This is a genomic window from Streptomyces sp. NPDC039609, assembly GCF_055596705.1.
Window position 1 is genome coordinate 1 of the sequence record NZ_JBVIUJ010000008.1, and the last position, 23,759, is coordinate 23,759.

A 23,759-nucleotide genomic window follows, 5' to 3' on the forward strand; every position below is an offset into this window, starting at 1 on the left:
ATCTGCGGGGAGGCCACGGTGTGCGAGGCGAGCGCGAGGCCCGGCAGCTCGGCCCGCAGGTTCTCCATGATCCGGGTGTACGGAACGGACGCGCCGAGGCGGACGTTCTCCTCGCCGATCTCCCACTCGCGGAGCAGCTCGATACGGTTCAGGTCCAGGAGGTACTCGGGTCGCCGGTGGTCGAAGTTGATCTCGACCATGACGTCGGTGCCACCCGCGATGGGCACTGCCGTGGGGTGCTCTGCCTTGGCGGCGAGCGCCTCCTCCCAGCTGGCGGGGCGAAGGAAGTCCATGGTGGCTCTCTTCTTGTGCTTCTAGTGATCGGGGGTCGGTCTCATGGGCCTGGGGATGACCGGCCCTCGACTTCGAATTCATGTTCACGTGCTGTTAACGCGATGTGTGGCCTAGTACACAAGCCCGGCTGGCTGGGGTGCAGTCACCGAAAACATGAAGGAGTTGGCTGGTGTCCCGGTTCGTCTTGTAGATTCGAACGAAAGGCGGGGCTCACTAACCTCGCCGTTTTCCCCTGGAAACGGTGGCACCAGCCGCCGATGACAACGCGACAGACGAGTGACTGACGAAAAGGAACGGCGGCGACGAGATGCGGCTGCGCGCACTGCTGGAAACCGACGCGCTGGGGCTGCGCCTGCTCGGTGGTGAGGACGAGCTGGACCGCACCGTCCGTGGCGTGATGACGACGGACCTGAAGGACCCCAGCCGGTACCTGTCCGGCGGGGAGCTGGTCCTCACCGGCCTCGCCTGGCTGCGGGAGCCGGAGGACGCCGAGCCCTTCGTCCGGATCCTGGCGTCCGCCGGGGTGGCGGCGCTGGCCGCGGGCGAGGCGGAACTCGGCGACATCCCCGACGATCTCGTACAGGCGTGTTTGCGCCATCGGCTGCCGCTGTTCGCGGTGAACGAGTCCGTTGCATTCGCGACGATCACCGAACATGTTGTTCGACAGGTCTCCGGGGAGCGGGCCGGTGACCTGGCGGCGGTCGTGGACCGCCACAGGCGCCTGATGACCTCCGGTCCGGCGGGCGGCGGGCCCGAGGTCGTCCTCGACCTGCTCGGCTCCGACCTCGACCTGCGGGCCTGGGTCCTCTCCCCCACCGGCCGCCAGATCGCGGGCGCGGGGGAGCCGCTGGACGCCGGTCTCGCGGCCACGCTGGCCGGCGAGCACCTGGCCGCCACCCGGACCGGGCGGCGTGGGCCGCACCGTCTGAGCGTCGCCGGAGCCACCTACTCGCTCTTCCCGATCCGCAACACCGGGCGCGGGGCCCCTCCCGCCTCCAGGGACGTACGGGAGACCGTCCTGTCCGACTGGCTGCTCGCCGTCGAGGCCGACGCGGGCGACTGGCCGGCGGCCCGGCTGGACCTGCTCCAGGGCGTCACCCAGCTCATCGCCGTCGAGCGGGACCGGCGGGACGCGGCGCGCACCGTACGGCGCCGGCTCGCGCAGGAGGTCCTGGAGCTGGTCCAGACGGGCGCCGCGCCCGCCGAGATCGCCGCCCGCCTGCGGGTCGCCGCCCCGGTGCTGCTGCCGGGCCTCGGGACCGCACCACACTGGCAGGTCGTCGTCGCCCGCGTGGAATGGGACGCGGAGGGCGGGACGGGCGCCGTGGAGACCGGCCCGGTGGCCCAGGCGCTCCTGGAGGAGATCCTCGTCGACCCCGCGACGGTGGGCGCCGACTCCGCCGACCGGATCGCCGTCGCCCACCACGGCGACGAGGCCATCGCCCTGGTCCCGCTGCCCGCCGGGCCCCTGCCGGACAGTGAGGACGAGGGCACCACCAGCATCGGGCTGCACGCCGACGCGCTGCTCGCGGCGGTACGGGACCCGCTCTCGTCGGGTCTCGCCGACGACGGCCGCCTCACCCTGGGCGTCAGCGCGGCGGTCCACTCGGCCGAGGGCCTGCGCGGCGCCCTGGAGGAGGCGCGCCACGCCCGCCGCGTCGCCGCCGCCCGCCCGGGACGCGTGTGCGCCGCGGGCCACCACGAGCTGGCCTCCCACGTCCTGCTCCTCCCGTTCGTCCCGGACGACGTCCGCCGCGCCTTCACGGCCCGGCTGCTCGACCCGCTGCGCGACTACGACCGCCGCCACCGCGCCGAGCTCATCCCCACGCTGGAGGCCTTCCTCGACTGCGACGGCTCCTGGACCCGCTGCGCGACCCGTCTCCACCTGCATGTGAACACCCTGCGCTACCGGGTGGGTCGGATCGAGCAACTGACGGGCCGCGACCTGTCGCGTCTGGAGGACAAGCTCGACTTCTTCCTGGCCCTGCGGATGTCGTAGGGCGCGGAAGGCAACGGGGAGCGGGTCGGGAGGTCCTGGAAGGGACCCTCCCGACCCGCTCTGCGTTCGGGGGCCGGCCTCCCCCGCCCGGGGGAACGTCGGTCGAACCACCCGCTCGGCCCAACGCGGTCGACCGATCCGAGGAGATTCATCTCTTCGGGGGAACCGGGGAACTGACGGTACCGAAGGTGACGCCCCCGCTCGACGACGGCGGGCGTCCCGCCCCGATCGTGCGGCGCGACGGAGCCCAGGCCCGTCGGATCGGTCGCTGAGCGCGACCGGGCGACGCCGTCCGTATACCGGTACGCAGGAGGCTCTTGTGAATTGATTCACCTGACCCCTTGGCCCGGCGCACCCGTTCGTGTTGAGATGCGGGCCTACTCAACAGCTCAATGGCGCGCTCGGGGAGGGCAATGTGGCGGACACCGCCATGTCTGGTTCCGAAACGACGGGTGGCGACGATCCGTCCTCTGCCTACGGCAGGAAGACGCCCATGGAGACCGCCATATGGCGACTCCGCTCACGCGGCTGTTGGACTGACGCGGCCGCTCTGCTCGCACCACGCGCGACCGAACCGGCGGCGGCCCTGGAACGGGCGGCCCTGCTGATCGAGCGCTGCCTGTACACCGAGAGGGGCTGGGCCGAGGCGGAGGAGGCGCTACGAGCGGCCGAGGCGGTCGCGCAGAGCGACGAGGAGCGCGGGGCGGCCGCGTGCGAACGCGGTTATCTCGCCTACGCGTCGACGCTGCTCGGGGTGCGGGACCGGGCCGACGAGGCCACCGCGGCGCTCGGCCGGGCGGCGGCGCTGATCGGCCCCTCGGCCGACGGGCGTCCGCTGCTGGACTTCCGGCGCGGGCTGATCGCGCAGAACCTCGGCGACTCGCCCCAGGCCGCCAGGGCCGCGTTCCGTCGGGCGCACGCGGGTGCGACGGACCGGGGCGACACCCTGCTGCTCTCCTCGACCTGGCGCCATCTGGCCGGAATCGCCCTGCGCGAGGGCGAGTTGGCGGAGGCGCGGCACGGCTTCGCCGAGTCGCTGCGGATCCGCGAGGAGCTCGGCTTCTTGGTGGGCACCGCTCCGGCCCTGACCGCCCTCGCGGACACGGAGACGGAGCCGGAGGCGGGCCGTCTGCGGGCTGAGGCGGGGCGGCTGTTCCGGCTCCTGGGCGGAGTGCCGACCTGGCTCTCGGCCCAACTGTCGCCCCAGCCCGCGACATGAGGGAGCGTCATATCCCCTGACGGAGAGCGGCACGGGGCCCTTCGTCCAGCCGGAGGAGCGCCTCGTCCATGCCCGCGACCACTCCCCCGTCCGGGGTGACCACCACCGCACGGACGGGTGGCCCCGGGCGGAAGGACAGGCGCTGCTTCGTGTCGAGGTGGTGGAGTTCGATCAGGCCGTCGGCCCAGGCGATCGCGAGCGACGGGCCTTCGGGGGTCGGCGCGGCGTGCAACGCCACGACCGGGCAGGGGCGTTCGGCCAGGGGCTCGGGGTGCGGGTCCTGGCCGGGGGTCCAGAGGCGGACCGTGCCGTCGAGGCCGCCACTGCACAGGAAGGGTGTGGGCGGTGCCTCGACCGCGGTGACCGCCGTGACGCGCCCGCTGTGCAGCGCGGCCTGGTGAATGCCCGTCAGGCCGAAGGCGTGCACGGATCCGAGCCGGTCACCCACCACCACGGACCCGCTGATCGCCGCGAGCGCCGTGCCGGGGTGCCGGGTGAGGGTCGCCGCGACGGCCGCGGTCAGCCGCTCCAGGTACGGCGGGCGAGGCCCGGGCAGCCCGCGCACCGTGTGCAGTCGGCCCCGCTCGTCCAGGAGCAGGAGGGTGCCGTCCGGCGCGGGGGCGAGCGTCTTGATGCGCCGGGCGGGGCTGGCGAAGGTCTGGCCCGCGAGGGTCGCGTCGGACGTGCGCAGCAGGTGCACGGCGTCGGTGGGTCCCGCGACGAGGAGGCGGTCGCCGATCGTTCCGAGCGCGGTGACGGGTCCCGGCCAGGGCGGGGTCAGATCTCCCCGTACCCGGGTCCACCGCACGCGCCACGGCGCGTCGGCGGCGAGGTGCCGCAGGGCGGGCCGGAGCCGGGGGTCGGCGCCGTCGCCGAGCGCGCCGAGGAGCACCAGGGCGCGGTCCGCGGGTTCCTGGTCGCGGCAGAGCGACTGTCCGGCGCGCAGCCAGGCGGACCGCAGTCCGCCGTGGTCGTCGCCGGAGCCGCTGGTGTAGCCGGCGGTGACGAGCAGCGGGTCGGCCTCGCAGACAGCGACGGGATCGGCGAGATCGACCGCCGCGCCGGCGAACCTCTCCGCCGCCCGGCCCGCCTGCCGCCGCCCCGCGGCGGCGTCCGTTCCGGCCGGCTCGGGCACATCCACCGACGTGGCGCGGCGGGCGGCGAGGACGGTGTGGGCGGGGGTGCTCGTGCGGACCTCGACGACGAGCCGGACCCGGCCCAACTCCGAGAGCTCACCGAGCAGTTCGGCGACCGCCTCCGGCTCCGCCGCTCGGTGCAGGTCCGTCAGGACGAGGACGGCGCGGCGGGCTTCGGTGGTGGCGAGGACCTGAACCAGTTCGCCGGGTGTCCTGGCGACGACACCGAGGCGGTTCGCGATCGTCCAGGCCGTGCCGAGCGCGCTCTGCCCGGCGAGCGGGATCAGTTCGCGCGTCGAACGCCTGCGGCGGGCCCCGGTTCGGGCGCCGTGCGCGGCGAGCCAGGAGAGCAGCGCGGACTTGCCCCGGCGAGCGTCACCGGTGACCAGACAGAGCCGGGGCGCGTCCGGGTCGGTGAGCCAGCCGAGCAGGGCCGTCGCCTGGGCCTCCGTACCGGCGGCGGGGCGCTCCCCGCGGGCGGATCCGGTCACGGGCACCATCCCCATGCCGGGAACGGAGTCGCGGACGGCATGGGACACCTCACGGACGGCGCTGTGCGAGCGGGCTGACGGCAACGACCTTAGTCGTCAGCCCTGCGATCCGGTGAAGTGCTCCCGTACGAGTGACTGCACGACGGTGAGATCTTGGGCGATGAGCGCGTCGAGAAGGGCGGTGTGTTCCGCCGCGTCCGCGACCAGTTCGCCGTGGCGGGTCGCCGGGGCGCTCATCAGGGGCCACTGGGAGCGGCGGTGGAGGTCGTCGGCGACGGCGAGGAGTTGCTCGTTGCCGGCCAGGGAGAGGACCGCGCGGTGGAAGGCGCGGTCGGTCTCGGCGTAGTGGGCACGGTCGCCTCGGGCAGCGGCGGCCGAGGTGGCCTCGGCGAGGGGACGGAGTTCGGCCCAGCGGGCGGCCGGGACCGTACGGGCCAGGCGCAGCATGACCGGGATCTCGATGAGCGCGCGGACCTCGGCGAGTTCGGCGAGTTCGCGCGGGGTGCGTTCGGTGACGCGGAAGCCGCGGTTCGGCACGACTTCGACGGCGCCTTCGGTCGCCAGCTGCTGCATCGCCTCACGCACGGGGGTCGCCGATACACCGAAGCGTTCGGCGAGGACGGGGGCGGAGTAGACCTCGCCGGGGACCAGTTCGCCGCCGACGAGGGCGGTGCGCAGGGCTTGGAGGATCTGCCCGCGCACGGAGTGGCGCCGGACGGGACGGGGGACGAGTCCGGGGGCGGGGGGCTCGCTGTGGGTGTGCTCTCCGCGGGCCTGCGCGGTGGGCGCCTCCGAGGGATGCGCCGGGGGGGCGGACATGCCGCCGCGCACCTGCCCGGGGACCCGTACGGCGTCGCCGAACGGAGGGTACGGCTCCTGTCGCGCCCGCTCGCGCGCTCCGCCCTGCTCCACCCGGGTCCTCCTGCGGGGTCGTGCGGGGCCCGGCTCGCGATACCGGTGCCCCCTGTGCACCATATGCGAGACAGGACCGCATCGGGGGGTCCGGGGGCTTGCCCGCTGGACGGTAGGGGCAAACCTCGATCGCGTCGGGTAAGGTAAGGCTAACCTGCTAACGATCGCGATTCGGTGGTCCCGTATGGCCGTCCCCGCCCTGCTCCCCGCCCCCTTCACCTCGCCTGTCGCGGCTTCGTACGCCCGCCTCGGCGAGGTGTTCTCCGGCCTGCGGATAGAGGAGCTGGACCAGGCCGAGAGTGCGCCCAGCGGCGGCGGCTGGGTCGGCGCGGACGAACTGGCGGCCGGCGGCGCCGCGCTCGACGCCTTCCTCGCCTGGGACAACGCCCAGGTGCTGCGCGACTACGGGCAGCAGGCCCGCCCCGACGTGGTCGCCAGCTTCGGACTGCACCGGTACGCCTGGCCGGCCTGCCTCCTGGTCACGGTCCCCTGGTTCCTGCACCGCCGGGTTCCCCGGATGCCCGTTCGGAACGTCGCCTTCCAGCGGGCCCTGGGGCGCATGACCGTCCGCGTCGAGGAGTTCGCCTGTCTGCCCGGCGACCCCGCCGCCACCCTGCCCGGCGCCCGGGTCGTCCCGGACGAGGAGGCGCTGCGTGCCGAGGTCCGGACCTCGCTCGCCGAACACTTCGAGTCCATCCTGGCCGGCTTCGGACCGCGGATGCGGCGCGGCAGGCGGGCACTGTGGGGCATGGCGACGGACGAGATCGTCGAGGGCCTCTGGTACATCGCGGCGCTGCTCGGCGAGGAGGAGCGGGGGATGCGCGAGCTGGAGCTGTTGATGCCCGGCACGGCCAAGCCGTACGCGGGCGCCGCCGGCTTCCGCGAGCTCGCCGGCTCCGTGGACGCCGACGGAACGACCCGCTCCACCCGGGACCGGGCGACGTGCTGCTTCTTCTACACCCTGCGCCCCGAGGACACCTGCATGACGTGTCCGCGCACCTGCGACGCCGATCGGGTCCGTCGGCTCGCGGAGACCGCCTGACACTCCCGTGGGATTACGCCACCCGCACGGGTGGCGTAAATCGAACGCAACTCCCTTGCTACGTGCGGCCGTTCGACCAGATGGCACCTATTCGTATGCCGTGCGGTCCCAATGGCGTGCTCTTGCCGCGAAAACCCTTGTGGGCCCTCCGAGGTCGGCCAGTATGGGCCGCCGAAAGGCCCTACTGCGATGCAAGGGACACCGCATGAGACTGACCGACATATCGCTGGACTGGCTGCTTCCGGGTGGCGTCATGGTGGCCGGAGTCCTGACGGCGGTGGCGGTGCTCGCGCGCGGCAAGCGCGCCGGTGACCAGGCCGCGGCCGAGGACTCCTGGGAGCGCAGCGAGGAACGCCGCAGACGCAAGGAAGCGATCTACGGAACCGCCTCCTACGTGCTGCTCTTCTGCTGTGCGGCGGTCGCCGCCGCACTCTCCTTCCACGGGCTCGTCGGCTTCGGCCGGCAGAACCTCAATCTCACCGGGGGCTGGGAGTACCTCGTCCCCTTCGGCCTCGACGGCGCGGCGATGTTCTGCTCGGTCCTCGCGGTCCGCGAAGCCAGCCACGGTGACGCGGCGCTCGGCTCGCGCCTCCTCGTGTGGACGTTCGCGGGCGCGGCGGCCTGGTTCAACTGGGTCCACGCCCCCCGGGGACTGGGCCACGCGGGCGCCCCGCAGTTCTTCGCGGGCATGTCCCTCTCGGCTGCGGTCCTCTTCGACCGGGCCCTCAAGCAGACCCGCCGTGCGGCGCTGCGCGAGCAGGGCCTGGTGCCCCGCCCGCTGCCGCAGATCCGGGTCGTACGGTGGCTGAGGGCGCCCAGGGAGACCTTCGGCGCCTGGTCGCTGATGCTGCTCGAAGGCGTGTCGTCGCTGGACGAGGCGGTCGACGAGGTCCGTGAGGACCGGCGGGAGAAACAGCAGAACCGACTGCGTCGGCGCGAGCAGGAGAAACTCGGCCGGGCCAGACTCAAGGCGATCAACCGACAGCACCGGGCCTTCGGGCTCGGCCGGGGCGGTGGCCGTCAGGTCGAGCTGCCGGCCCTGACCTCCGGCACGGGCTCCATGGGATCGGCGGGCTCCGCGACGACGTCCACGGGGACGCCCGTCGCGGAGCCGGCCATAGCGGACCCCGGACAGCTGCCGCTTCGACACCGGCCCTCCCTCCAGGCCGTGAAGGGTACTGAGCCGCGGACGGTGGATCTCACCGCCGAGGACGACACCCAGACGCTGCCACGGCTCGACTCCCTGGAGCGCAAACTCAAGGACCTCGAGCAGCAGTTCGGCTGAGATCGGGAGCACACACGAACGGCGGGGCCGGCTGTCAGGCGGCCCCGCCGTTCAGTTCGAACCACACCACCTTGCCCACGCCGTGGTCCTCGACTCCCCAGGAGTCGGCGAGCTCTCGGACCAGGACGAGGCCCCGCCCATGGGTACCGTCGTCGGCGACCGGTACCCATGGCTCGGGCAGTCCGGGGACGAAGTCGCGCACTTCGACCCGGAGACTGTCGGGGACAACGGTCGCGGTGACGACCGCGCCGTGGTCCGTGTGGATCAGCGCATTGGTGACCAGCTCGCTGGTGAGCAACTCCGCCACGTCGGAGGCCCCCGGCCCGCCCCACTTCCGCAGCATCGCTCGTAACGCATGACGCACCTCCGGTACCGCGGTGAGATCCGCGCATCCCACCTTCCTGAGCAGTTGAGTCGGCTGTCTCGCCTCCCCGGCCATAACCCCCACCCACATATCGGAACGACTCTCCTCGAACAGGCTCACGGGGATGCATGCCCCACCGACCGTCCCGCATTCATGCCGGAGCGTCACCGAACGGACATCGCGCCTACGGGCAGCTGTTGCGGGTGTCGCCCGCGTCGGTCGTGCAGGTGTCGAAGCCGAGGCCACCGAACGCCTGGTCATTGCCGGTGACGCCGTCCCGGGTGTCGAGGTTGTCGTTGCCCGAGTCGCCGTTGAGGCGGTCGTTGCCGCTCTGGCCGATCAGCCGGTCGCCGCCGTTGCCGCCGTTGACCACGTCGTTGCCGGGACCGGCGTGGACCGTGTCGTTGCCGCCGCCTCCGTTGACGGTGTCGTTGCCGCTGAGTGCGCAGATCACGTCGTTGCCGAAGGTGCCGTTGAGCGTTTCGCCGGTGCTCCTGCCGATGATCGTGCAGCCGCGGGAATTGTTCACCGAGGTGGTCGCGGTGGCGGTGTTGTTCGCCGGGACCGGATCGGCCTCGGCCGCCGCGGTCGTCACCCGGTCGGTCAGGGTGCCGGTGGCCCGGGGTTCGGCGACCACCGTGACGGTGGCGAAGGCGCCCGGGGCGATGGTGCCCAGGCCGCAGCTCATGGTGGTGGCGTTCACCGTGCAGGGGCCGCCCTGGCTGGGCGTGGCCGACAGGAGGGTGCCGGAGGCTCCGGTGAGGGTGTCGGAGACGGAGACCCCGGTGGCGGTGGCGGTGGTGCTCCTGTTGGTCACCCGGACCGTGTACGTGGCCTGGTCGCCGATGCTGACAGTCGAGGGTCCGGTCCCGGTCTTGGTGACCGCCAGGTCCACGGTGGGCGGCTGGGGTGTGCCGGTGACCGAGTAGCGGGCCACCGCGTGGTTGTCGCTGCCGTTGCCGGCGACGACGATCCTGCCGTCGGTCTGCAGGGCCACCGCGCGGCCCTCGTCCCAGTTGCCCTCGAAGTCGGTGGTCACCCGCCCGTCGCCGCCGAAGTCGGTGTCCAGGGAACCGTCCGTGGCGAACCGGGCGAGTGCGAAGTCGCCGTTGGCGACGCCCACGACGACGATCTTGTCGTCGTCCTGGAGCGCCATGTCGTGCCCCGCGGCGCCGTTGCCTCCGAAGCCGGTGGTCACCGTGCCGTCGCCGCCGAAGGTCGGATCCAGGTCACCGTTCCCGTCGTAACGGGCCACGCCGAACTGGGAGCCGACACCGGTCCCGTGGGAGCCGGCGGCGACGATCTTGCCGCCGGCCGCGAGCTCCACGCCCTCGACCGCGGTGCCGAACGGGGTCGCCACCTGACCGTTGTCTCCGAAGGTCGCGTCCCGCCCGCCGAACTCCATGTAGAGGCGTACCAGACCGAATCCGGCAGGGCTGGAGCCGCCCGCGATGATCGTTCCGCCGCCGTACACGGCCAGGGAGTGGATCGCGGAGTCGCCGCCCTCGAAGGGGAAGACGGCCTTGCCCGAGTTGTCGTCGCCGAAGGTGTCCAGGCCGCCGGAGGGGGTGAGGCGGGTCACCATGGCGTCGCCGCCGTAGGAACCGCCGATGAGGATGTTGTCGTCGGTCCCCATCAGCACCGCGTGACCGATGGTGGGGACGGTCCCCCCGAAGCTGGTGACGACCTTGCCGTCGCCGTCGAAGGTGGTGTCCAAGGAGCCGTCGGCGTTGTAGCGGGCCGCCGCGAGCTGGGGCCGGCTGCCGTCGGCGGTGTCGCTGCGGCCCACCGCGACGATCTTGCTCGGGCCCGCCAGGGCCAGGGCGTGGGCCTCGTCGTTGGTGAAGCCGCCGAAGTCGGTGTGGACGATGCCGTCCCCGCCACCGAAGGTCGTGTCCAGGGTGCCGTCGGGGTTGTAGCGCACCAGGATGAAGTCGTTGGGGCCGTCGAAGTCGAAGCCCATGCCGAGCGTGACGATCTTGCCGTCCGGCTGGATCACCACGTCCCGGCTGTCCTCGATGTTGGCGGTGTCGGTGATGACCTTGCCGTCGCCGCTGAACGTGGGGTCGAGGTCGCCGGGGGCGGCGGTCGCCGCTCCGGGCAGGCTCACGAGGAGCGCGAGGGCCGCGGCGCCGACCGCGGCGATGCGCCCGGCCCGGCGCGATGGGGAATGCAGGGGCATGAAGAACCACTCCGTCTGTCGGCACCTGGGGCCTCACAGCTTTCTGTGGGGCCGATGCCTTCCCGGTCGCGGCATGACGGCATGACGGGGCTGCGCCCACTGGACCCCGGGTTCCACTCCCAGGAGTGAGCCCTCAGGGTCGGGGCACGTTGCGGAGGTTGGAGCGGGCCATCTGGAGCATTCGACCGACGCCGCCGTCCAGGACGATCTTGCCGGCGGAGAGCGCGAAGCCGGACACCATCTCGCGGCTGATCTTCGGCGGGATGGAGAGGGCGTTGGGATCGGTGACGACGTCGACGAGCGCCGGGCCCTTGTGCTTGAAGGCGTCCTTGAGGGCGCCGGCGAGCTGCTTGGGCTTCTCGACGCGGACGCCGTAGGCGCCGGCCGCGCGGGCGATCGCGGCGAAGTCGGGGTTGTGGTTGGTCGTCCCGTACGAAGGGAGTCCGGCCACCAGCATCTCCAACTCCACCATGGAGAGCGAGGAGTTGTTGAAAAGCACGATCTTCACCGGCAGGTCGTACTGCACCAGGGTGAGGAAGTCGCCCATCAGCATGGTGAATCCACCGTCTCCCGACATCGAGATCACCTGGCGGGAGCGGTCGGTGAACTGCGCGCCGATGGCCTGCGGCAGGGCATTGGCCATCGAGCCGTGCGAGAACGAACCGATGATGCGGCGGCGGCCGTTGGGCGAGATGTAGCGGGCCGCCCAGACGTTGCACATACCGGTGTCGACGGTGAACACGGCGTCGTCGTCGGCGAGTTCGTCCAGGACGGAGGCGACGTACTCGGGATGGATGGGCCTGTGCTTCTCGACCTTGCGGGTGTACGCCTTGACGACTCCCTCGAGCGAGTCGGCGTGCTTCTTCAGCATCCGGTCGAGGAAGCGGCGGTCCGTCTTGGCGCGCACGCGCGGGGTGATGCACCGCAGGGTCTCCCGTACGTCACCCCAGACGGCGAGGTCGAGCGTGGAGCGGCGGCCGAGGCGTTCCGGCCGGACGTCCACCTGGACGATCGTGACGTCGTCGGGCAGGAAGGCGTTGTACGGGAAGTCCGTGCCGAGCAGGATGAGCAGGTCGCACTCGTGGGTCGCCTCGTAGGCGGCGCCGTAGCCGAGCAGCCCGCTCATGCCGACGTCGAACGGATTGTCGTACTGGATCCACTCCTTCCCGCGCAGCGCGTGCCCGACGGGCGACTTCACCCGCTCGGCGAACTGCATCACCTCGGCATGGGCGCCGGCCGTGCCGCTGCCGCAGAACAGCGTCACCCGATCGGCCGCGTCGATCATCCGCACCAGGGCGTCGATCTCGGCGTCCCCTGGACGGACGGTGGGGCGGGAGGTGACGAGTGCGGTCTCCCAGGCCTTCTCAGGGGCCGGCTCGGAGGCGATGTCTCCGGGCAGTGAGACGACGCTGACTCCGCCCTGTCCGACGGCGTGCTGAATGGCCGTCTGCAGCAGCCGGGGCATCTGCTTCGGGTTGGAGATCAGCTCGCTGTAGTGGCTGCATTCGGCGAAGAGCCGGTCGGGGTGGGTCTCCTGGAAGTAGCCGAGGCCGATCTCGCTCGACGGGATGTGCGAGGCGAGCGCCAGGACCGGGGCCATCGAGCGGTGGGCGTCGTACAGCCCGTTGATGAGGTGGAGGTTGCCGGGGCCGCAGGAGCCGGCGCAGGCCGTCAGCCGACCGGTGATCTGCGCTTCCGCCCCGGCGGCGAAGGCGGCGACCTCCTCGTGCCGGACCTGGATCCAGTCGATGTCGGGCGTACGGCGAATGGCGTCGACGACGGGATTCAGACTGTCGCCGACGACTCCGTACAGCCGCCGGACGCCCGCCCGGACGAGGATGTCGACGAACTGTTCTGCGACATTCTGTTTGGCCATGCGTCCATCAACACATGGGCCGAGGCGTTACGCCTCCCAGACGGCCACGCCTGTACGGTCATCGGCGTACCCCTTCACCCTGAGCTGTATGTCGGCGAGGAACGCGGCCAGCCCGGGCGGCTCGGGCGCGGTCCAGCGCGCTGCGAGCTCCTTGGCGAGGGCGGGCTCGCCGCGCATCGGCTCGGCGAGGCCGTTCGAGGCGAGGAGCAGGGTGTCGCCGGGGCGGGCGACGGAGGCGCGGAAGCGGAACGGTTCGGCGGGGGCCGGGAGAGGTTCCTCCACGAAGGGGGCGCCCGGGGGGCCGGTGACGCCGAGTCTCATGGTGTGGCGGTCGCCCTCCTCCGTCTCCGAGGGAGGGGAGCCTCCCCCAGCCTCCGGCCGGGGGGACCCCCATCTCGCTTCGCTCGCCACGACGGGTGCGCCGGTGAGCGTGGCCGGTTCCGGGATCAGCGGCTCGATGTCCTGCCAGGCGCCGTCGCGGAGCCGGAACAGCCCGCCGCGGCCGATGCCGAAGAAGACGCGGGTGCGGCAGTCGGGATCGGCGGAGAGGAGCAGACAGCGCAGGCTCGCCGTGTACTCCTCGGGCTCCACGCCCAGTTCGGCGGCGCGGGCGCGGAGTCTGCCGAAGGTGCGGTCGGTGAGGCGGTGGAGCCCCGACTTCAGGTCGCCGCGGCGGGCGGCCCGGATGTCCTCGGAGAGCCGGGCGTGGCTGCGGCCGACGGCCTCGCCGATCCAGCGGCAGGCATCGGCGGCGGCGAGGTGGGCGGCGTCCGCGGTACGTGCGCCGCCGGCCACGGCGACGAGGACGAGCGCGGCCTCGGCGTGGCCGAAACGGGCGGTGAGCAGGGCGTCCCTCCGGGGGTCGCCGCGGTAGCGGGCGGAGTCGCCGCGCAGGGAGGCGGCGCGCAGGGTGTAGGTGCCGTAGCGGGCCCCGTCGAGCACGGTGTCGGCGACCAGATCGAGGAGCTCGTCGGGCCGGGCGGCGGGCAGTGCGGTGGGCTCGGACTCGTAGGTGGGCGGTCTGGTGCCGATGTGGGCGGTACGGGGACGGGGCACGGGCGGCCGGGCGGCGTCCGGGACGGTGTCCCCCTCCGGGCGCTCGGGCGCGGGGCGCTGCTCCGGCGCGGGTGGCACCGGCCCGGCGGGCGGGGCGACGGGTTCCGGCGGCGGGGGTGGGGCGGCGGGCGCCTCTCGTGCAGGTGCGGCCTCCGGCGGAGGTGGCACCGCGTCGGGCATCCGCCCGGCGGGCGGCGGTGGCGGAGGCGGGGCGACCGGGGACGGTGGCCCCGCGGGCGCCGGAGGTGGCGGGAAGGCGCGGGGGCCGGACACCGGGTCGTCGAGGGGCTCCCAGGGGGCCCGGAGCGGCGGCTGCGCCCCCGGGCTCGTCGCCCGTGACGCCGAGTCGAAACGGTCGTCGAGTGTGTCACCCGTCGCGGTCGGCGCCGTGTCCGGTGCCGCGTCGTCGTAGAGCTTGTCCCACCAGTTGTCCCCCTGCTGAGTCATGCCCTTATTGTCCACCGCGCAGGCCGCCAGAAAACGGGACATGACGAAAAAGAGGTCCGCCGGGCGACCCCACCCCCCACGGGAAGGACGCCCGGCGGACCGGCGTGATCAGCGCACGTCGTAAGCGCGGACCACGGTCTGGGTGACGGAGTTGCCGTTGGCGTCCGTCAGTTCGGTCTTCAGGGTGACCGGCTTGCCGGCCGCGCCCGCGTGGTTCACGGTCGCGGTCCACACACCGCCCTGCTGCGAGACCTGCGCCTCCGTCCAGGTCGTTCCTCCGTCATAGGAGTACGAGAGCCTGGCCGAGGTGAGCGCGGCTACCTGATAGCCCGCGTGACCCGTCGCGGTGAGGCCGATCTTCTGGCCGTCGGTCGCGGCGAGGGTCTTGAGTCCGTCCTCCGGAAGGGTGTACCGGGGGAAGAGAATCGGGATGCCTTGAGAGTAGACGCTCTCGTCGGCCTGGGAGGCGAATTTCCAGACCGAGTTGACGGATGTGGAGCGGTTCCACACCTTGCTGCCGATCTTCATGGTGTTCTGTTCGAGCGTGTACGTGCCGCGCTCGGACGGGACTTCGAAGACCCCGAACGGCCATCCGGTCTCGCCGATCGACTGGCCGTCCTTGCTCAGACGGAGGTTGCCGATGTCGCCGAAGGAGCCCTGCTCGGCGTGGTGGGTGCTGTCGCCCCACATGGCGTTCGCGAAGCCGATCAGGTTGCCCTGGCGCTCGGCGACGAGGACCGGGTTGCCGGCCGCGTCCCGCGGGGCGGTCGGGGCGACGACGCCGTCGTACCAGCGCTCCGTGCGCTTCTCCCCCGCCTTGTAGGCGTGCTTGGACCCGATCATGAACTCGCCGAACGGGAAGCTGGAGGACAGCATCTGGTCCCACTGGGTGTCCCCGGGCGTGTAGTACTCCGTCCGGGTGCCGGGCGCCGGGACCGGCTCGATGGCGCCGAAGTAGACGGACGTGCCGTCGGGCCGGTAGGCCGCCGCGTTGTCGATGAAGTCGGTGGCGACACCCATCGAGCCGTAGGTCGACTCGGTGCGGCCCAACTCGCCGTCCCGGACCCGGTAGGTCTTGTCGTCGCGGATCGAACCGGCCTCAGGGAAGGCGAGGTTGTAGAGGTACGGACTCTTCGCCGTGGCCTTCCAGGAGAGGGAGACCTCACCGACGGAGAGCTCGGTCAGGAGCGCCGCGCCCTCGGCGGAGCCGATCGCGAGGACCGGGAGCCCAGGTCCCGCGAAGCCCGCGGTCGGGATCCAGCGGACGGGCGAGGTCCGGTGCACCAGGACCGCGACGGCGCCCGCGGCCTTGGCGTTCCGTGCGACGGTGGCCACGAGGTTGGAGGTGTCCGGGATGCGGACCAGGGCGACGCGACCCTGGACACCGGCGGCCGTCAGCTCCTCGGGGGTTCCGGTGCCCGCGTCGACGAGCGAGGCGGAGCCGGTGCCGTCGAGGTTGTCGGAGCCGAGTGAGGTCGTGTACGGGTGCAGGACGGTGCCGTCGCTCGTCTTCAGCTCGGTGATCTGCGGAGCGGCGGTGCGCCAGTAGCTGCCGAACTCGAAGTCGCCCTCGTCGGCGCGGCCTTCGACCGAGGCGTAGTAGCCGCGGATCGAGCGCGTACCGGCGGCCGAGCCGGAGTGCATCCAGATGTCGTCCCAGGAGCGGGAGAACGCCAGGGTGGTGCCGCGCTGCTCACCGGGCTTGTCGGTCTTCACCGACAGCTTGTGGGCCTTGCGGGCGTCGAGAACGACGGTGGTGTCCTTCTTCACCTCGATCTGCGGGCGGGCCAGGTAGCTGAGCGAGTCGTTCAGCGTGGCGCCCTCGCCGGTGTCGGCGGTGGTGACGAAGGAGGTGAGGAAGTAGCTGCCGGGCCGGACCTGGAAGACCTGGTCGGTGGCGCCCTCGTTGAAGCGGCGCTCACCGCTGGCGGTGTCGGTGCCGATGAGGTCCAGCGACGAGGCGCCGGCGGCGGGCTTGCCCTGACGGTCGATCAGCTTGACCCGCAGGGTGACCGTCTCGGGCTGGACGTAGAGCGAGAACGGCGTGGAGACGTGGACACCGCCGGGGCCGGTGGCGACGACCCGGCCGGTGACGTCGCCGTACTGGGCGCGCTCCAGGTGGGCGGTCGGGTCCAGGTGCAGCGGGACCTCGACGGTCGCACCGGCCGGGACGGTGACCGTGCGCTTGCCGAGGCGGGCGACCGAGGACCGGACGCGCGAACCGTCGTTGCCGGTGACCTTCTCGACGGCGAGCGTCAGGGTGACGGCCTTGTCGGAGGTGTTGGTGTACGGGACGGTGACCGAGGTGCGGTCGCTGTTGTCCTGCGGCCAGTTGAAGGTGCCGCCCTGGACGGCGTCGGCGCCGAGGACCGTCTGGTCGATCGCGGCCTTGACGTCGAGGCGGCCACCACCGACCTCGCGTACGTCGCCGGGGACGGAGCTCGCGGCGGACGAGACGAGCGCGGCCTTGATCTGCTGGGCGGTCCAGTCGGGGTGGCGCTGCTTGACGATGGCGGCGGCGCCCGCGACGTGCGGGGTGGCCATCGACGTACCGGACATGGCCTGGTAGGCGTACACGCCCCGGCCGCCGGCCGCGGCGGCGGAGATACCGACGCCGGGGGCGGCGATCTCCGGCTTGAGGGTGTGGCTGAGGGTCGTCGGGCCGCGGCTGGAGAAGTACGCGGTGGAGTCGTCGCGGTCGGTGGCGCCGACGGTGAGGACGCTCGGGGCGCAGCCGGGCGAGGAGACCGTGTTGAGCGAGGGACCGGTGTTGCCGGCGGCGACGACGAACAACGTGCCCTCGTTCTGGGCGAGTTCCTCGGCGGCGATGCTCATCGGGTCGGTGCAGTCGGTCTCGGCGGGGTTGCCGAGGCTCATGGAGACGACGTCGGCGCCCTGGGCGACGGCCCACTCCATGCCCGCGATGATCCAGGAGGTGGCGCCGGAGCCGGAGTCGTTGAGGACCTTGCCGTTGAGGAGTTCCGCGCCGGGCGCGACGCCCTTCTTCTTCTTGCCGTCGCTCGCCGCGCCGGAGCCCCCGACGGTGGAGATGGTGTGGGTGCCGTGGCCCTGGCGGTCGTCGGCGCTGTCGGAGTCGGTGAAGTTCTCCGAGGCGACGACCCGGCCCTTGAGGTCGGGGTGCTCGACGTCGGCGCCGGTGTCGAGGACGGCGACCTTGGTGCCCTTGCCGTCGAAGCCGGCGGCCCAGGCCTCGGGCGCGTGGACCTGCTTGGTCGAACGCTCCAGGGTGGCCTCGACCTTGCGGTCGAGCCAGAGCTTCTTCAGGCCGGAGGCGGAGCGGGCGGCGGGGGTGTTCACGTCCGCCCAGAACGTGGCGGCCTGCTTCTTGTCGGCCTTGAGGGCGACGCCGTCGACGGCCTTGAGGATCTGGCCCCGCTGGGCGCCGCGCGGGGCGGCGGGGACGGAGCGGGCGAGGTCGGAGCCGTAGACCGCGATCAGGGGGAGCGTCTTGGTGCCGGCGTCGTCGTAACCCTGCCGGATGAGGCCGGTGACGTTGAAGAGCTCCTCGTCGACACGGCCCGCGGCGAGGGCGGCGGTGGCGCCCTCGGGGTAGACGTACAGCTCCTGTCCCGAGCGGCGGGTCTGGACGAAGGGCACCGTCCCGTCCTCGCGCGGCAGCGCGGCGGCGGCCGGGTTCCCGGCCGCGTCGCGGGTGACCAGGACCCGGTCACCCGTCACCAGCGTGACGGTCGCGGCCCGCTCCCCGGCGCGGGCCTGGGCCTCGCTGCCGACCAGCGGTCGATCGGCGGTCGAGTCGTCCGCTGGCCCGGCGGCCATGGACGGCGCGACCGCGGTGACGGCCAGGACGGCGGCGGTCGCCGCCCCCAGGGCCGTACGCGAAATCGGGCGCATCGCTCTCCCCATCTGATTCCGGGCAAGGGCAGGCAAAGGTCCCGAACCCGGAGGCTGTTGGTGCTGCGGTGGCGCCACATTGGCAGAGGTGAGGGTGGTGCAGGGATGATGTGCGAGGCGGGAATGCGCCGTGGCCGATTCCCGCCAGGGGGCCAACGGAACGAATGCGTCCGGTGGACGTCCCGGGAATGTCCGGGACGTCCTGGGACGTCCGGCGAGGGGTGGGCAGCAATGCTGGGAGCGATAGGGCTCGACGAGCGCCAGGAGTCCGCGTACCGGGCGCTCGTCGCGCTGGGCGCGGCCGAGGTGACGGACCTGGCGCACCGCCTCGCGCTGCCCGAGACGGACACCGAGCGGGCGCTGCGGCGGCTGGAGTCGCAGGGGCTCGCCGCGCAGTCCTCTGCGCGGACCGGGCGGTGGGTCGCGGCGCCGCCGGGGGTCGCGCTCGGTGCCCTGCTGACGCAGCAGCGGCACGAGCTGGAGCAGGCCGAGCTGGCGGCGGCTCTCCTCGCGGAGGAGTACCGCGCGGAGGCGGCGGAACCGGCCGTCCACGACCTCGTCGAGGTGGTGACCGGCGCGAGCGCCGTCACCCACCGTTTCCTCCAGCTCCAGCTGGGCGCGACGGAGGAGGTCTGCGCGCTGGTGACGGGCAAGCCGATCGCGGTGAGCGGCCTGGACAACGACGCGGAGGAGATGGCTGCCGGGCGGGGCGTGCGCTACCGGGTGGTCGTCGAGCGGGAGGTCCTGACCCTGCCCTCGGGGATCATCGAGCTGTCGGCGGCGCTCGGCCGCGACGAGGAGATCCGGGTGGTGGACCGGGTCCCCACCAAGCTGGTGGTCGCGGACCGCGCCCTGGCGATGGTCCCGCTCACCGGCCGCGGCGCGGAGCCGGCTGCCCTCGTGGTGCACGCCAGCGGGTTGCTGGAGTCCCTGATGGGCCTCTTCGAGGCGGTCTGGCGCGACGCGCTGCCCCTGCGGCTCGGCGCGGGCGCGCAGGTCACGGAGACGGAGGTGCCGGGCCCGGACGCGACCGACCTGGAGGTCCTCTCACTGCTCCTGGCGGGCATGACGGACGCGAGCGTGGCCAAGCAGCTCGACCTGGGCCTGCGCACGGTCCAGCGCCGGGTGAAGGGCCTGATGGAGCTGACAGGCGTGACGACGAGGCTCCAGCTGGGCTGGCACGCGTACGAGAAGGGGTGGGTGGCGCGGGGGTGACCCCCGCGCGGGTGCGTGGACGACCCCGCGCCGGGTGGCCGCCCGGCCCCGGCCGGCACCCGCGACGGGCGGCGTCCCGCCCCCCGTACGTACCCTGCGACCTGCGAGAAGATCATCGGTCCTGCACGCTTGGCAGATGGGTGTGTGGCAGCTGTTGCTCGTCGCGATGGTGATGCTGCTCGGCCTGTTCGGGGTGTTGGCTCCCGGCGTGCCCGGGCCGTGGCTGGTGTGGGCCGCCATGCTCTGGTGGTCCCTCAACGAGCAGAGCGGGCTCGCCTGGATCCTGCTCGTCTCCTCGACGGCGCTGCTCCTGCTCACCCAGGTGGTCGTGTGGCAGCTGCCGCAGCGCCGGATCCGCGGGGTCGGCATCACCCGTCGGATGGTGGCGTACGCCGGGGTCGGCTCGTTCCTCGGCTTCTTCCTGATCCCCGTGCTCGGCGCGATCCCCGGCTTCATCGGCGGCATCTACCTCTCGGAACGGCTCCGCCTCGGCGGTCACGGCCAGGCCAGGGCCTCCACCCGGACGGTGATGCGCGCGGCGGGGACGAGCATTCTCGTGGAGCTCTTCTCCTGTCTGCTGATCGCCGGGGCGTGGTTCGGCGCGGTGATCTGGGGCTGAAGTCCTAGGTCTCACGGGACGCGGACTGGGACGGATCGCCGATGCGCCGGGCCCGGTCGGCGCGCGACCCTGGCCGCATGAGGGATTTCGACGGATTCAACGAGGACGAGCGGGCCTATCTGCGGACCCAGCGGCTGGCCCGGATGGCCACGGTCGACCCCGACGGTCAGCCGCAGGCCAACCCGGTCGGCTTCTTCCCGCAGGAGGACGGCACGGTCCTGGTGGGCGGGCTCGCGATGGGCCGCTCGAAGAAGTGGCGCAATCTCCGGGCGAACCCCAAGGTCGCTCTGGTCGTCGACGATCTGGCGAGCCTACGGCCCTGGCGGGTGCGCGGGGTGGAGATCCGCGGGGTGGCCGAGCTCCTGGTCGGACCGCACGAGCTCGGCCCGCACTTCAGCGAGGAGGTCATCCGGATCCACCCCCGCAGGATCCACAGCTGGGGCCTCGCGGCTACTTCGGAAGATCGATCTGGTACCTGATGAAGCCGGTGTTCCGAGCCACCTGGTCGTAGAGCCTGCGGGCGGTGGCGTTCGACTCCTGGGTGTTCCAGTAGACCCGGTCGCAGTCCCGCTCCCGCGCCCATTCCGTCACGGCGGCGATCAGGGCGCGGGCGACGCCCTTGCCGCGCGCCTCGGGGTCGGTGAACAGGTCCTGCAGGTAGCAGACGTCCGGCCCGGAGGTGTTGGGGTGGATGAAGAAGTGGGTGATGCCGACGATCCGGCCGTCGAGCCGGGCGGCGAGGGCGTGCAGCCGGGTGCCGTCCCGGAAAGCGGTCCAGGCCCGCTCGTACATGGCGTCGGGCTCGCTGCGGCCGTAGAAGTCGATGTACGCGCGGAAGAGACGCTCCCAGGCGTCACGGTCGTCAGGTCCCAGCGGGTCGATGCCGATCTGGTGCTCATGGGTGATCATGAGCTCATTCTGCCGGTACGGGTACGAGCTCCAGATACCTGAGGGCGTACGACCGCCAGGGCCGCCAGGCCTCGTCGTCCGGGGCGCCCTCGGGAGCGACGTCGGGGTCGCCCAGGGCACGCATCCGGACAAGGGCGGCCTGCGCGGCGGTGACGCCGGGGACGGCGCGCAGGGCCCGTTCCGCCTCCTCGCGGTCGGCGCCCGGATCGAGGCGTACGGCCCCGGTGGCGAGCTCCCTCGCGAGCGGGCCGGCGATCGGGTCGGTGGTGAGCGCGGTGGGCTCGGGGAAGAGGTGGGTGAGGGTGCCGCAGGCGCTGTCCAGCGGCGTGCCGTGCGCCGCCACCAGCCGCGCCGCCGTTTCCGGGCCGACCAGGGTCCGTACCGCGAACTCCTCCGGATCGGCAGCGCCCGGCGACCGTACGCCGGGGCGGGCCGCGACCCTGTCGGCGAGTTCGGGGTCGGCGCCGAGGCGCTCGGCGACGGCGTAGGGGTCGGCGTCCAGGTCGAGGAGGCGGCGCAGCCGCTGGACGGCGGTGGTGAGGTCCCGCAGGTCGGTGAGGTGGATCCGGGCGTCCAGCCAGGACCCTGCGGAGCGCTCGTCGACGGAGACGATGCCGGTGCCGTACGGGAGACGGAGCGTGCGGCGGTAGGTGCGGGTGCCGGGGGTGCCGAGCACCTCCTCGACGTGGGGCAGGGCCTCGGCGGCGAGCAGGTCGAAGACCTCGCGGGCGGCGTACGGGCCGCGGTGGGCGAGACGCAGCGGCACCCCGGCGGCCAGGGCGGTGCGGGGTCCGGCGCCGGTGCCGGACTCGGTGCGCAGCTCCGAGGGGGTACGGGCGTAGATGCGGCGGATCGTGTCGTTGAACTGGCGCACGCTGGCGAACCCGGAGGCGAACGCGATGTCCGTGATCGGGAGCCCGGTGGTCTGCAGCAGCAGCCGGGCGGTGTGGGCGCGCTGGGCGCGGGCGAGCGCGACGGGCCCCGCGCCGAGTTCGGCGGTGAGTTGCCGCTGCACCTGTCGGGCGCTGTATCCGAGTCGCCCGGCGAGCCCGGGCACGCCCTCCCGGTCGACGACGCCGTCCCCGATCATCCGCATGGCGCGCCCGACGACGTCGGCACGGACGTTCCACTCGGCGGATCCGGGCACGGCGTCGGGGCGGCAGCGCCGGCAGGCCCGGAAGCCGTGGCCCTGGGCGGCGGCCGCGGTGGGAAAGAAGGTGACGTTCTTCCGCTTGGGCGTCACCGCGGGGCAGCTGGGCCGGCAGTAGATCCCGGTGGTCTCGACGGCGAAGAAGAACGCGCCGTCGAACCGCGCGTCGCGGCTGCTGACCGCCTCGTACCGGGTGTCCTCGCTGGTGTCGTGGTCGCTCACGACACCCAGTGTGCGGGAGCCCCGGGTACTCGTCTGGCGGTTTTCGGACGCCGCACTGCCTCCGGGGCTCCTCTGCCGGGCGACCGCCCCGGACGGCCGGAGACAGCCGCCGGACACGAGGTCACCGGCCTTCGCTACCAGCCGTTCCGTGACTCGCGCGCACGGCCGCCCCGCTTGATCTCCATCGCGGCGCGACCCTCCGCGCCCTTGCGCTTCCAGTCCTTGAGGATCTCGGCCCGGAGCCGGGCGTCGGTCTTGGCGACGATGCGCTGGTTCTCGCGCAGGAGTTTGCGGTAGCTCTCGAGCCGGCGCACCGACAGCGAGCCGTCGTCGACCGCCGCCGTCACCGCGCAGCCCGGTTCCGCTTCGTGGGCGCAGTCGTGGAAGCGGCAGTCCTCGGCCAGCTGCTCGATCTCGGAGAAGACCTGGCCGACCCCGGACTCGGCGTCCCAGAGCCCGACACCACGCAGACCCGGGGTGTCGATGAGGACGCCGCCCCCGGGCAGCAGGAGCAGGTTGCGGGTGGTCGTGGTGTGCCGGCCCTTGCCGTCCACGTCACGGGCGGCCTGGACGGTCATCACGTCCTCGCCGAGGAGAGTGTTGGCGAGCGTCGACTTCCCGGCGCCGGAGGCCCCGAGCAGCACGCTGGTCCCGCCGGACACGACCGCGGCGAGCACGTCGAGCCCCTCACCGGTCTGTGCGCTGACCGGCACCACCTGCACCCCCGGCGCCACGGACTCCACGTCCTCGACGAGGTAGGAGAGCCCGACCGGGTCGGGGACGAGGTCGGCCTTGCTGAGCACGACGAGGGGCTGAGCGCCGGACTCCCAGGCCAGGGCGAGGAAGCGCTCCACGCGGCCGAGGTCCAGTTCGACCGCGAGCGAGACGGTGATGATCGCGTGGTCGACGTTGGCGGCGAGGATCTGCCCCTCGGACCGCTTGGACGAGGTGGACCGTGCGAACGCCGTGCGGCGCGGCAGCAGGGTCCGTACGTACTGGGGGTCGCCGGCCGCGTCGACGGCGACCCAGTCCCCCGTGCAGACGACCTTCAGCGGGTCGTGGGGAACGACGAACTCGGTGTCGCCACGCACGATGCCGACGGGCGTGGCCACATCGCACTGGCCGCGGTCCACCCGGAGGACACGTCCGGGCAGCAGTCCCTGCGCGGCGTACGGAGCGAACGCGTCCGCCCAGTCGTCGTCCCAGCCGTACGGGGCGAGCGCGGAGGTGGAGATGGATGCCTGAAGAGAGGCGAAAGACAAGGGGTGACCCTTCACAAGGGTGGCCCCGGCACGCGTCGTACGACGCGGAAAGAGGTAGGTCAGCCGGCGGCCACGGAGGTGGTGTGGACGAACATCGGGATGAGGGCAGCGCCCATCGACACGGCAGCCACAGTCACACCTCCTGGATCACGGAGAACGGCGGTTTACGGGCGGCCCACTGGCCGCTCCCGCAAGAACGATCACAC

Annotated in this window: 18 protein-coding genes; 7 read left to right on the forward strand and 11 right to left on the reverse strand. The window is 72.6% G+C overall.

Annotated features, from left to right (window positions below):
* Positions 1-293 (reverse strand): FAD binding domain-containing protein (locus ACZ561_RS23970; protein ID WP_470998615.1); only part of this gene is annotated, 293 nt, incomplete at its 3' end.
* Positions 294-601: 308 nt separating this feature from the next.
* Between ACZ561_RS23970 and ACZ561_RS23975 the strand changes: the two genes are divergently transcribed.
* Entirely contained in the window at positions 602-2,293 is a 1,692-nt protein-coding gene (locus tag ACZ561_RS23975) for a PucR family transcriptional regulator (protein ID WP_376446741.1), read from the forward strand.
* 430 nt (positions 2,294-2,723) lie between these two features.
* Entirely contained in the window at positions 2,724-3,512 is a 789-nt protein-coding gene (locus ACZ561_RS23980) for a hypothetical protein (protein WP_470998618.1), read from the forward strand.
* Positions 3,513-3,519: 7 nt separating this feature from the next.
* On the opposite strand, the gene ACZ561_RS23985 is transcribed toward ACZ561_RS23980, so the two are convergent.
* Complete coding sequence (locus ACZ561_RS23985) at positions 3,520-5,139, reverse strand: WD40 repeat domain-containing protein (RefSeq protein ID WP_470998621.1); 1,620 nt, start codon at positions 5,137-5,139, stop codon at positions 3,520-3,522.
* A 96-nt stretch (positions 5,140-5,235) separates the two neighbouring features.
* Positions 5,236-6,051 carry a GntR family transcriptional regulator gene (locus tag ACZ561_RS23990; protein ID WP_470998624.1) on the reverse strand — a complete coding sequence of 272 codons (816 nt, stop codon included), beginning with the start codon at positions 6,049-6,051 and terminating at the stop codon, positions 5,236-5,238.
* Between the two features lie 184 nt (positions 6,052-6,235).
* On the opposite strand from ACZ561_RS23990, the gene ACZ561_RS23995 reads away from it, so the two are divergent.
* The gene (locus ACZ561_RS23995; RefSeq protein WP_470998627.1) at positions 6,236-7,093 is read left to right on the forward strand and encodes a (2Fe-2S)-binding protein; all 858 of its coding nucleotides are present in this window, start codon (positions 6,236-6,238) and stop codon (positions 7,091-7,093) included.
* A gap of 205 nt (positions 7,094-7,298) precedes the next feature.
* The gene (locus ACZ561_RS24000; RefSeq protein WP_376439721.1) at positions 7,299-8,378 is read left to right on the forward strand and encodes a DUF2637 domain-containing protein; all 1,080 of its coding nucleotides are present in this window, start codon (positions 7,299-7,301) and stop codon (positions 8,376-8,378) included.
* Between the two features lie 34 nt (positions 8,379-8,412).
* On the opposite strand, the gene ACZ561_RS24005 is transcribed toward ACZ561_RS24000, so the two are convergent.
* The 5 genes from ACZ561_RS24005 to ACZ561_RS24025 form a co-directional block, all read right to left on the reverse strand.
* Positions 8,413-8,832 carry an ATP-binding protein gene (locus tag ACZ561_RS24005; RefSeq protein WP_470998630.1) on the reverse strand — a complete coding sequence of 140 codons (420 nt, stop codon included), beginning with the start codon at positions 8,830-8,832 and terminating at the stop codon, positions 8,413-8,415.
* 94 nt (positions 8,833-8,926) lie between these two features.
* Positions 8,927-10,924, reverse strand: coding sequence for a calcium-binding protein (locus ACZ561_RS24010; protein ID WP_470998633.1), 1,998 nt, complete (start codon positions 10,922-10,924; stop codon positions 8,927-8,929).
* A gap of 133 nt (positions 10,925-11,057) precedes the next feature.
* Positions 11,058-12,800 carry a pyruvate dehydrogenase gene (locus tag ACZ561_RS24015; RefSeq protein WP_470998636.1) on the reverse strand — a complete coding sequence of 581 codons (1,743 nt, stop codon included), beginning with the start codon at positions 12,798-12,800 and terminating at the stop codon, positions 11,058-11,060.
* Between the two features lie 27 nt (positions 12,801-12,827).
* A complete protein-coding gene (locus ACZ561_RS24020; RefSeq protein ID WP_470998639.1) occupies positions 12,828-14,303 on the reverse strand; it encodes a protein phosphatase 2C domain-containing protein in 1,476 nt (491 codons plus the stop codon).
* 108 nt (positions 14,304-14,411) lie between these two features.
* A complete protein-coding gene (locus ACZ561_RS24025; protein ID WP_470998642.1) occupies positions 14,412-18,176 on the reverse strand; it encodes a S8 family peptidase in 3,765 nt (1,254 codons plus the stop codon).
* Between the two features lie 231 nt (positions 18,177-18,407).
* Between ACZ561_RS24025 and ACZ561_RS24030 the strand changes: the two genes are divergently transcribed.
* From ACZ561_RS24030 to ACZ561_RS24040, 3 genes are all read left to right on the forward strand, one after another.
* Positions 18,408-19,391 (forward strand): helix-turn-helix domain-containing protein, encoded by a 984-nt coding sequence (locus ACZ561_RS24030; RefSeq protein WP_376439737.1) that lies wholly within the window; start codon positions 18,408-18,410, stop codon positions 19,389-19,391.
* Positions 19,392-19,527: 136 nt separating this feature from the next.
* The gene (locus ACZ561_RS24035; RefSeq protein ID WP_376439740.1) at positions 19,528-20,010 is read left to right on the forward strand and encodes a DUF456 domain-containing protein; all 483 of its coding nucleotides are present in this window, start codon (positions 19,528-19,530) and stop codon (positions 20,008-20,010) included.
* 77 nt (positions 20,011-20,087) lie between these two features.
* Positions 20,088-20,489 (forward strand): PPOX class F420-dependent oxidoreductase, encoded by a 402-nt coding sequence (locus ACZ561_RS24040; RefSeq protein ID WP_470998647.1) that lies wholly within the window; start codon positions 20,088-20,090, stop codon positions 20,487-20,489.
* Here ACZ561_RS24040 and ACZ561_RS24045 read toward each other — a convergent pair.
* The 3 genes from ACZ561_RS24045 to rsgA all read right to left on the reverse strand — a co-directional run bounded on the left by ACZ561_RS24045 (position 20,461) and on the right by rsgA (position 23,553).
* Positions 20,461-20,919, reverse strand: a complete 459-nt coding sequence (locus tag ACZ561_RS24045) for a GNAT family N-acetyltransferase (RefSeq protein WP_470998649.1) — start codon at positions 20,917-20,919, stop codon at positions 20,461-20,463. The genes ACZ561_RS24040 and ACZ561_RS24045 overlap by 29 nt on opposite strands.
* 4 nt (positions 20,920-20,923) lie before the next feature.
* Positions 20,924-22,291 (reverse strand): bifunctional transcriptional activator/DNA repair enzyme AdaA, encoded by a 1,368-nt coding sequence (locus ACZ561_RS24050; protein WP_470998652.1) that lies wholly within the window; start codon positions 22,289-22,291, stop codon positions 20,924-20,926.
* A gap of 134 nt (positions 22,292-22,425) precedes the next feature.
* The gene (gene rsgA / locus ACZ561_RS24055) at positions 22,426-23,553 is read right to left on the reverse strand and encodes a ribosome small subunit-dependent GTPase A (RefSeq protein ID WP_470998655.1); all 1,128 of its coding nucleotides are present in this window, start codon (positions 23,551-23,553) and stop codon (positions 22,426-22,428) included.
* Between the last annotated feature and the right edge of the window lie 206 nt (positions 23,554-23,759).

What these genes read in the sequence shown, in the direction of transcription:
- ACZ561_RS24005 (WP_470998630.1), bottom strand. Translation starts at nt 8,832, where the DNA reads ATGTGGGTGGGGGTTATGGCCGGGGAGGCGAGACAGCCGACTCAACTG.
- ACZ561_RS24020 (WP_470998639.1), bottom strand. Translation starts at nt 14,303, where the DNA reads ATGACTCAGCAGGGGGACAACTGGTGGGACAAGCTCTACGACGACGCG.
- ACZ561_RS23995 (WP_470998627.1), top strand. Translation starts at nt 6,236, where the DNA reads ATGGCCGTCCCCGCCCTGCTCCCCGCCCCCTTCACCTCGCCTGTCGCG.
- ACZ561_RS24030 (WP_376439737.1), top strand. Translation starts at nt 18,408, where the DNA reads ATGCTGGGAGCGATAGGGCTCGACGAGCGCCAGGAGTCCGCGTACCGG.
- ACZ561_RS23975 (WP_376446741.1), top strand. Translation starts at nt 602, where the DNA reads ATGCGGCTGCGCGCACTGCTGGAAACCGACGCGCTGGGGCTGCGCCTG.
- ACZ561_RS24025 (WP_470998642.1), bottom strand. Translation starts at nt 18,176, where the DNA reads ATGCGCCCGATTTCGCGTACGGCCCTGGGGGCGGCGACCGCCGCCGTC.
- ACZ561_RS24045 (WP_470998649.1), bottom strand. Translation starts at nt 20,919, where the DNA reads ATGATCACCCATGAGCACCAGATCGGCATCGACCCGCTGGGACCTGAC.
- ACZ561_RS24000 (WP_376439721.1), top strand. Translation starts at nt 7,299, where the DNA reads ATGAGACTGACCGACATATCGCTGGACTGGCTGCTTCCGGGTGGCGTC.
- ACZ561_RS24010 (WP_470998633.1), bottom strand. Translation starts at nt 10,924, where the DNA reads ATGCCCCTGCATTCCCCATCGCGCCGGGCCGGGCGCATCGCCGCGGTC.
- ACZ561_RS23980 (WP_470998618.1), top strand. Translation starts at nt 2,724, where the DNA reads ATGTCTGGTTCCGAAACGACGGGTGGCGACGATCCGTCCTCTGCCTAC.
- ACZ561_RS24035 (WP_376439740.1), top strand. Translation starts at nt 19,528, where the DNA reads ATGGGTGTGTGGCAGCTGTTGCTCGTCGCGATGGTGATGCTGCTCGGC.
- ACZ561_RS24040 (WP_470998647.1), top strand. Translation starts at nt 20,088, where the DNA reads ATGAGGGATTTCGACGGATTCAACGAGGACGAGCGGGCCTATCTGCGG.
- ACZ561_RS24015 (WP_470998636.1), bottom strand. Translation starts at nt 12,800, where the DNA reads ATGGCCAAACAGAATGTCGCAGAACAGTTCGTCGACATCCTCGTCCGG.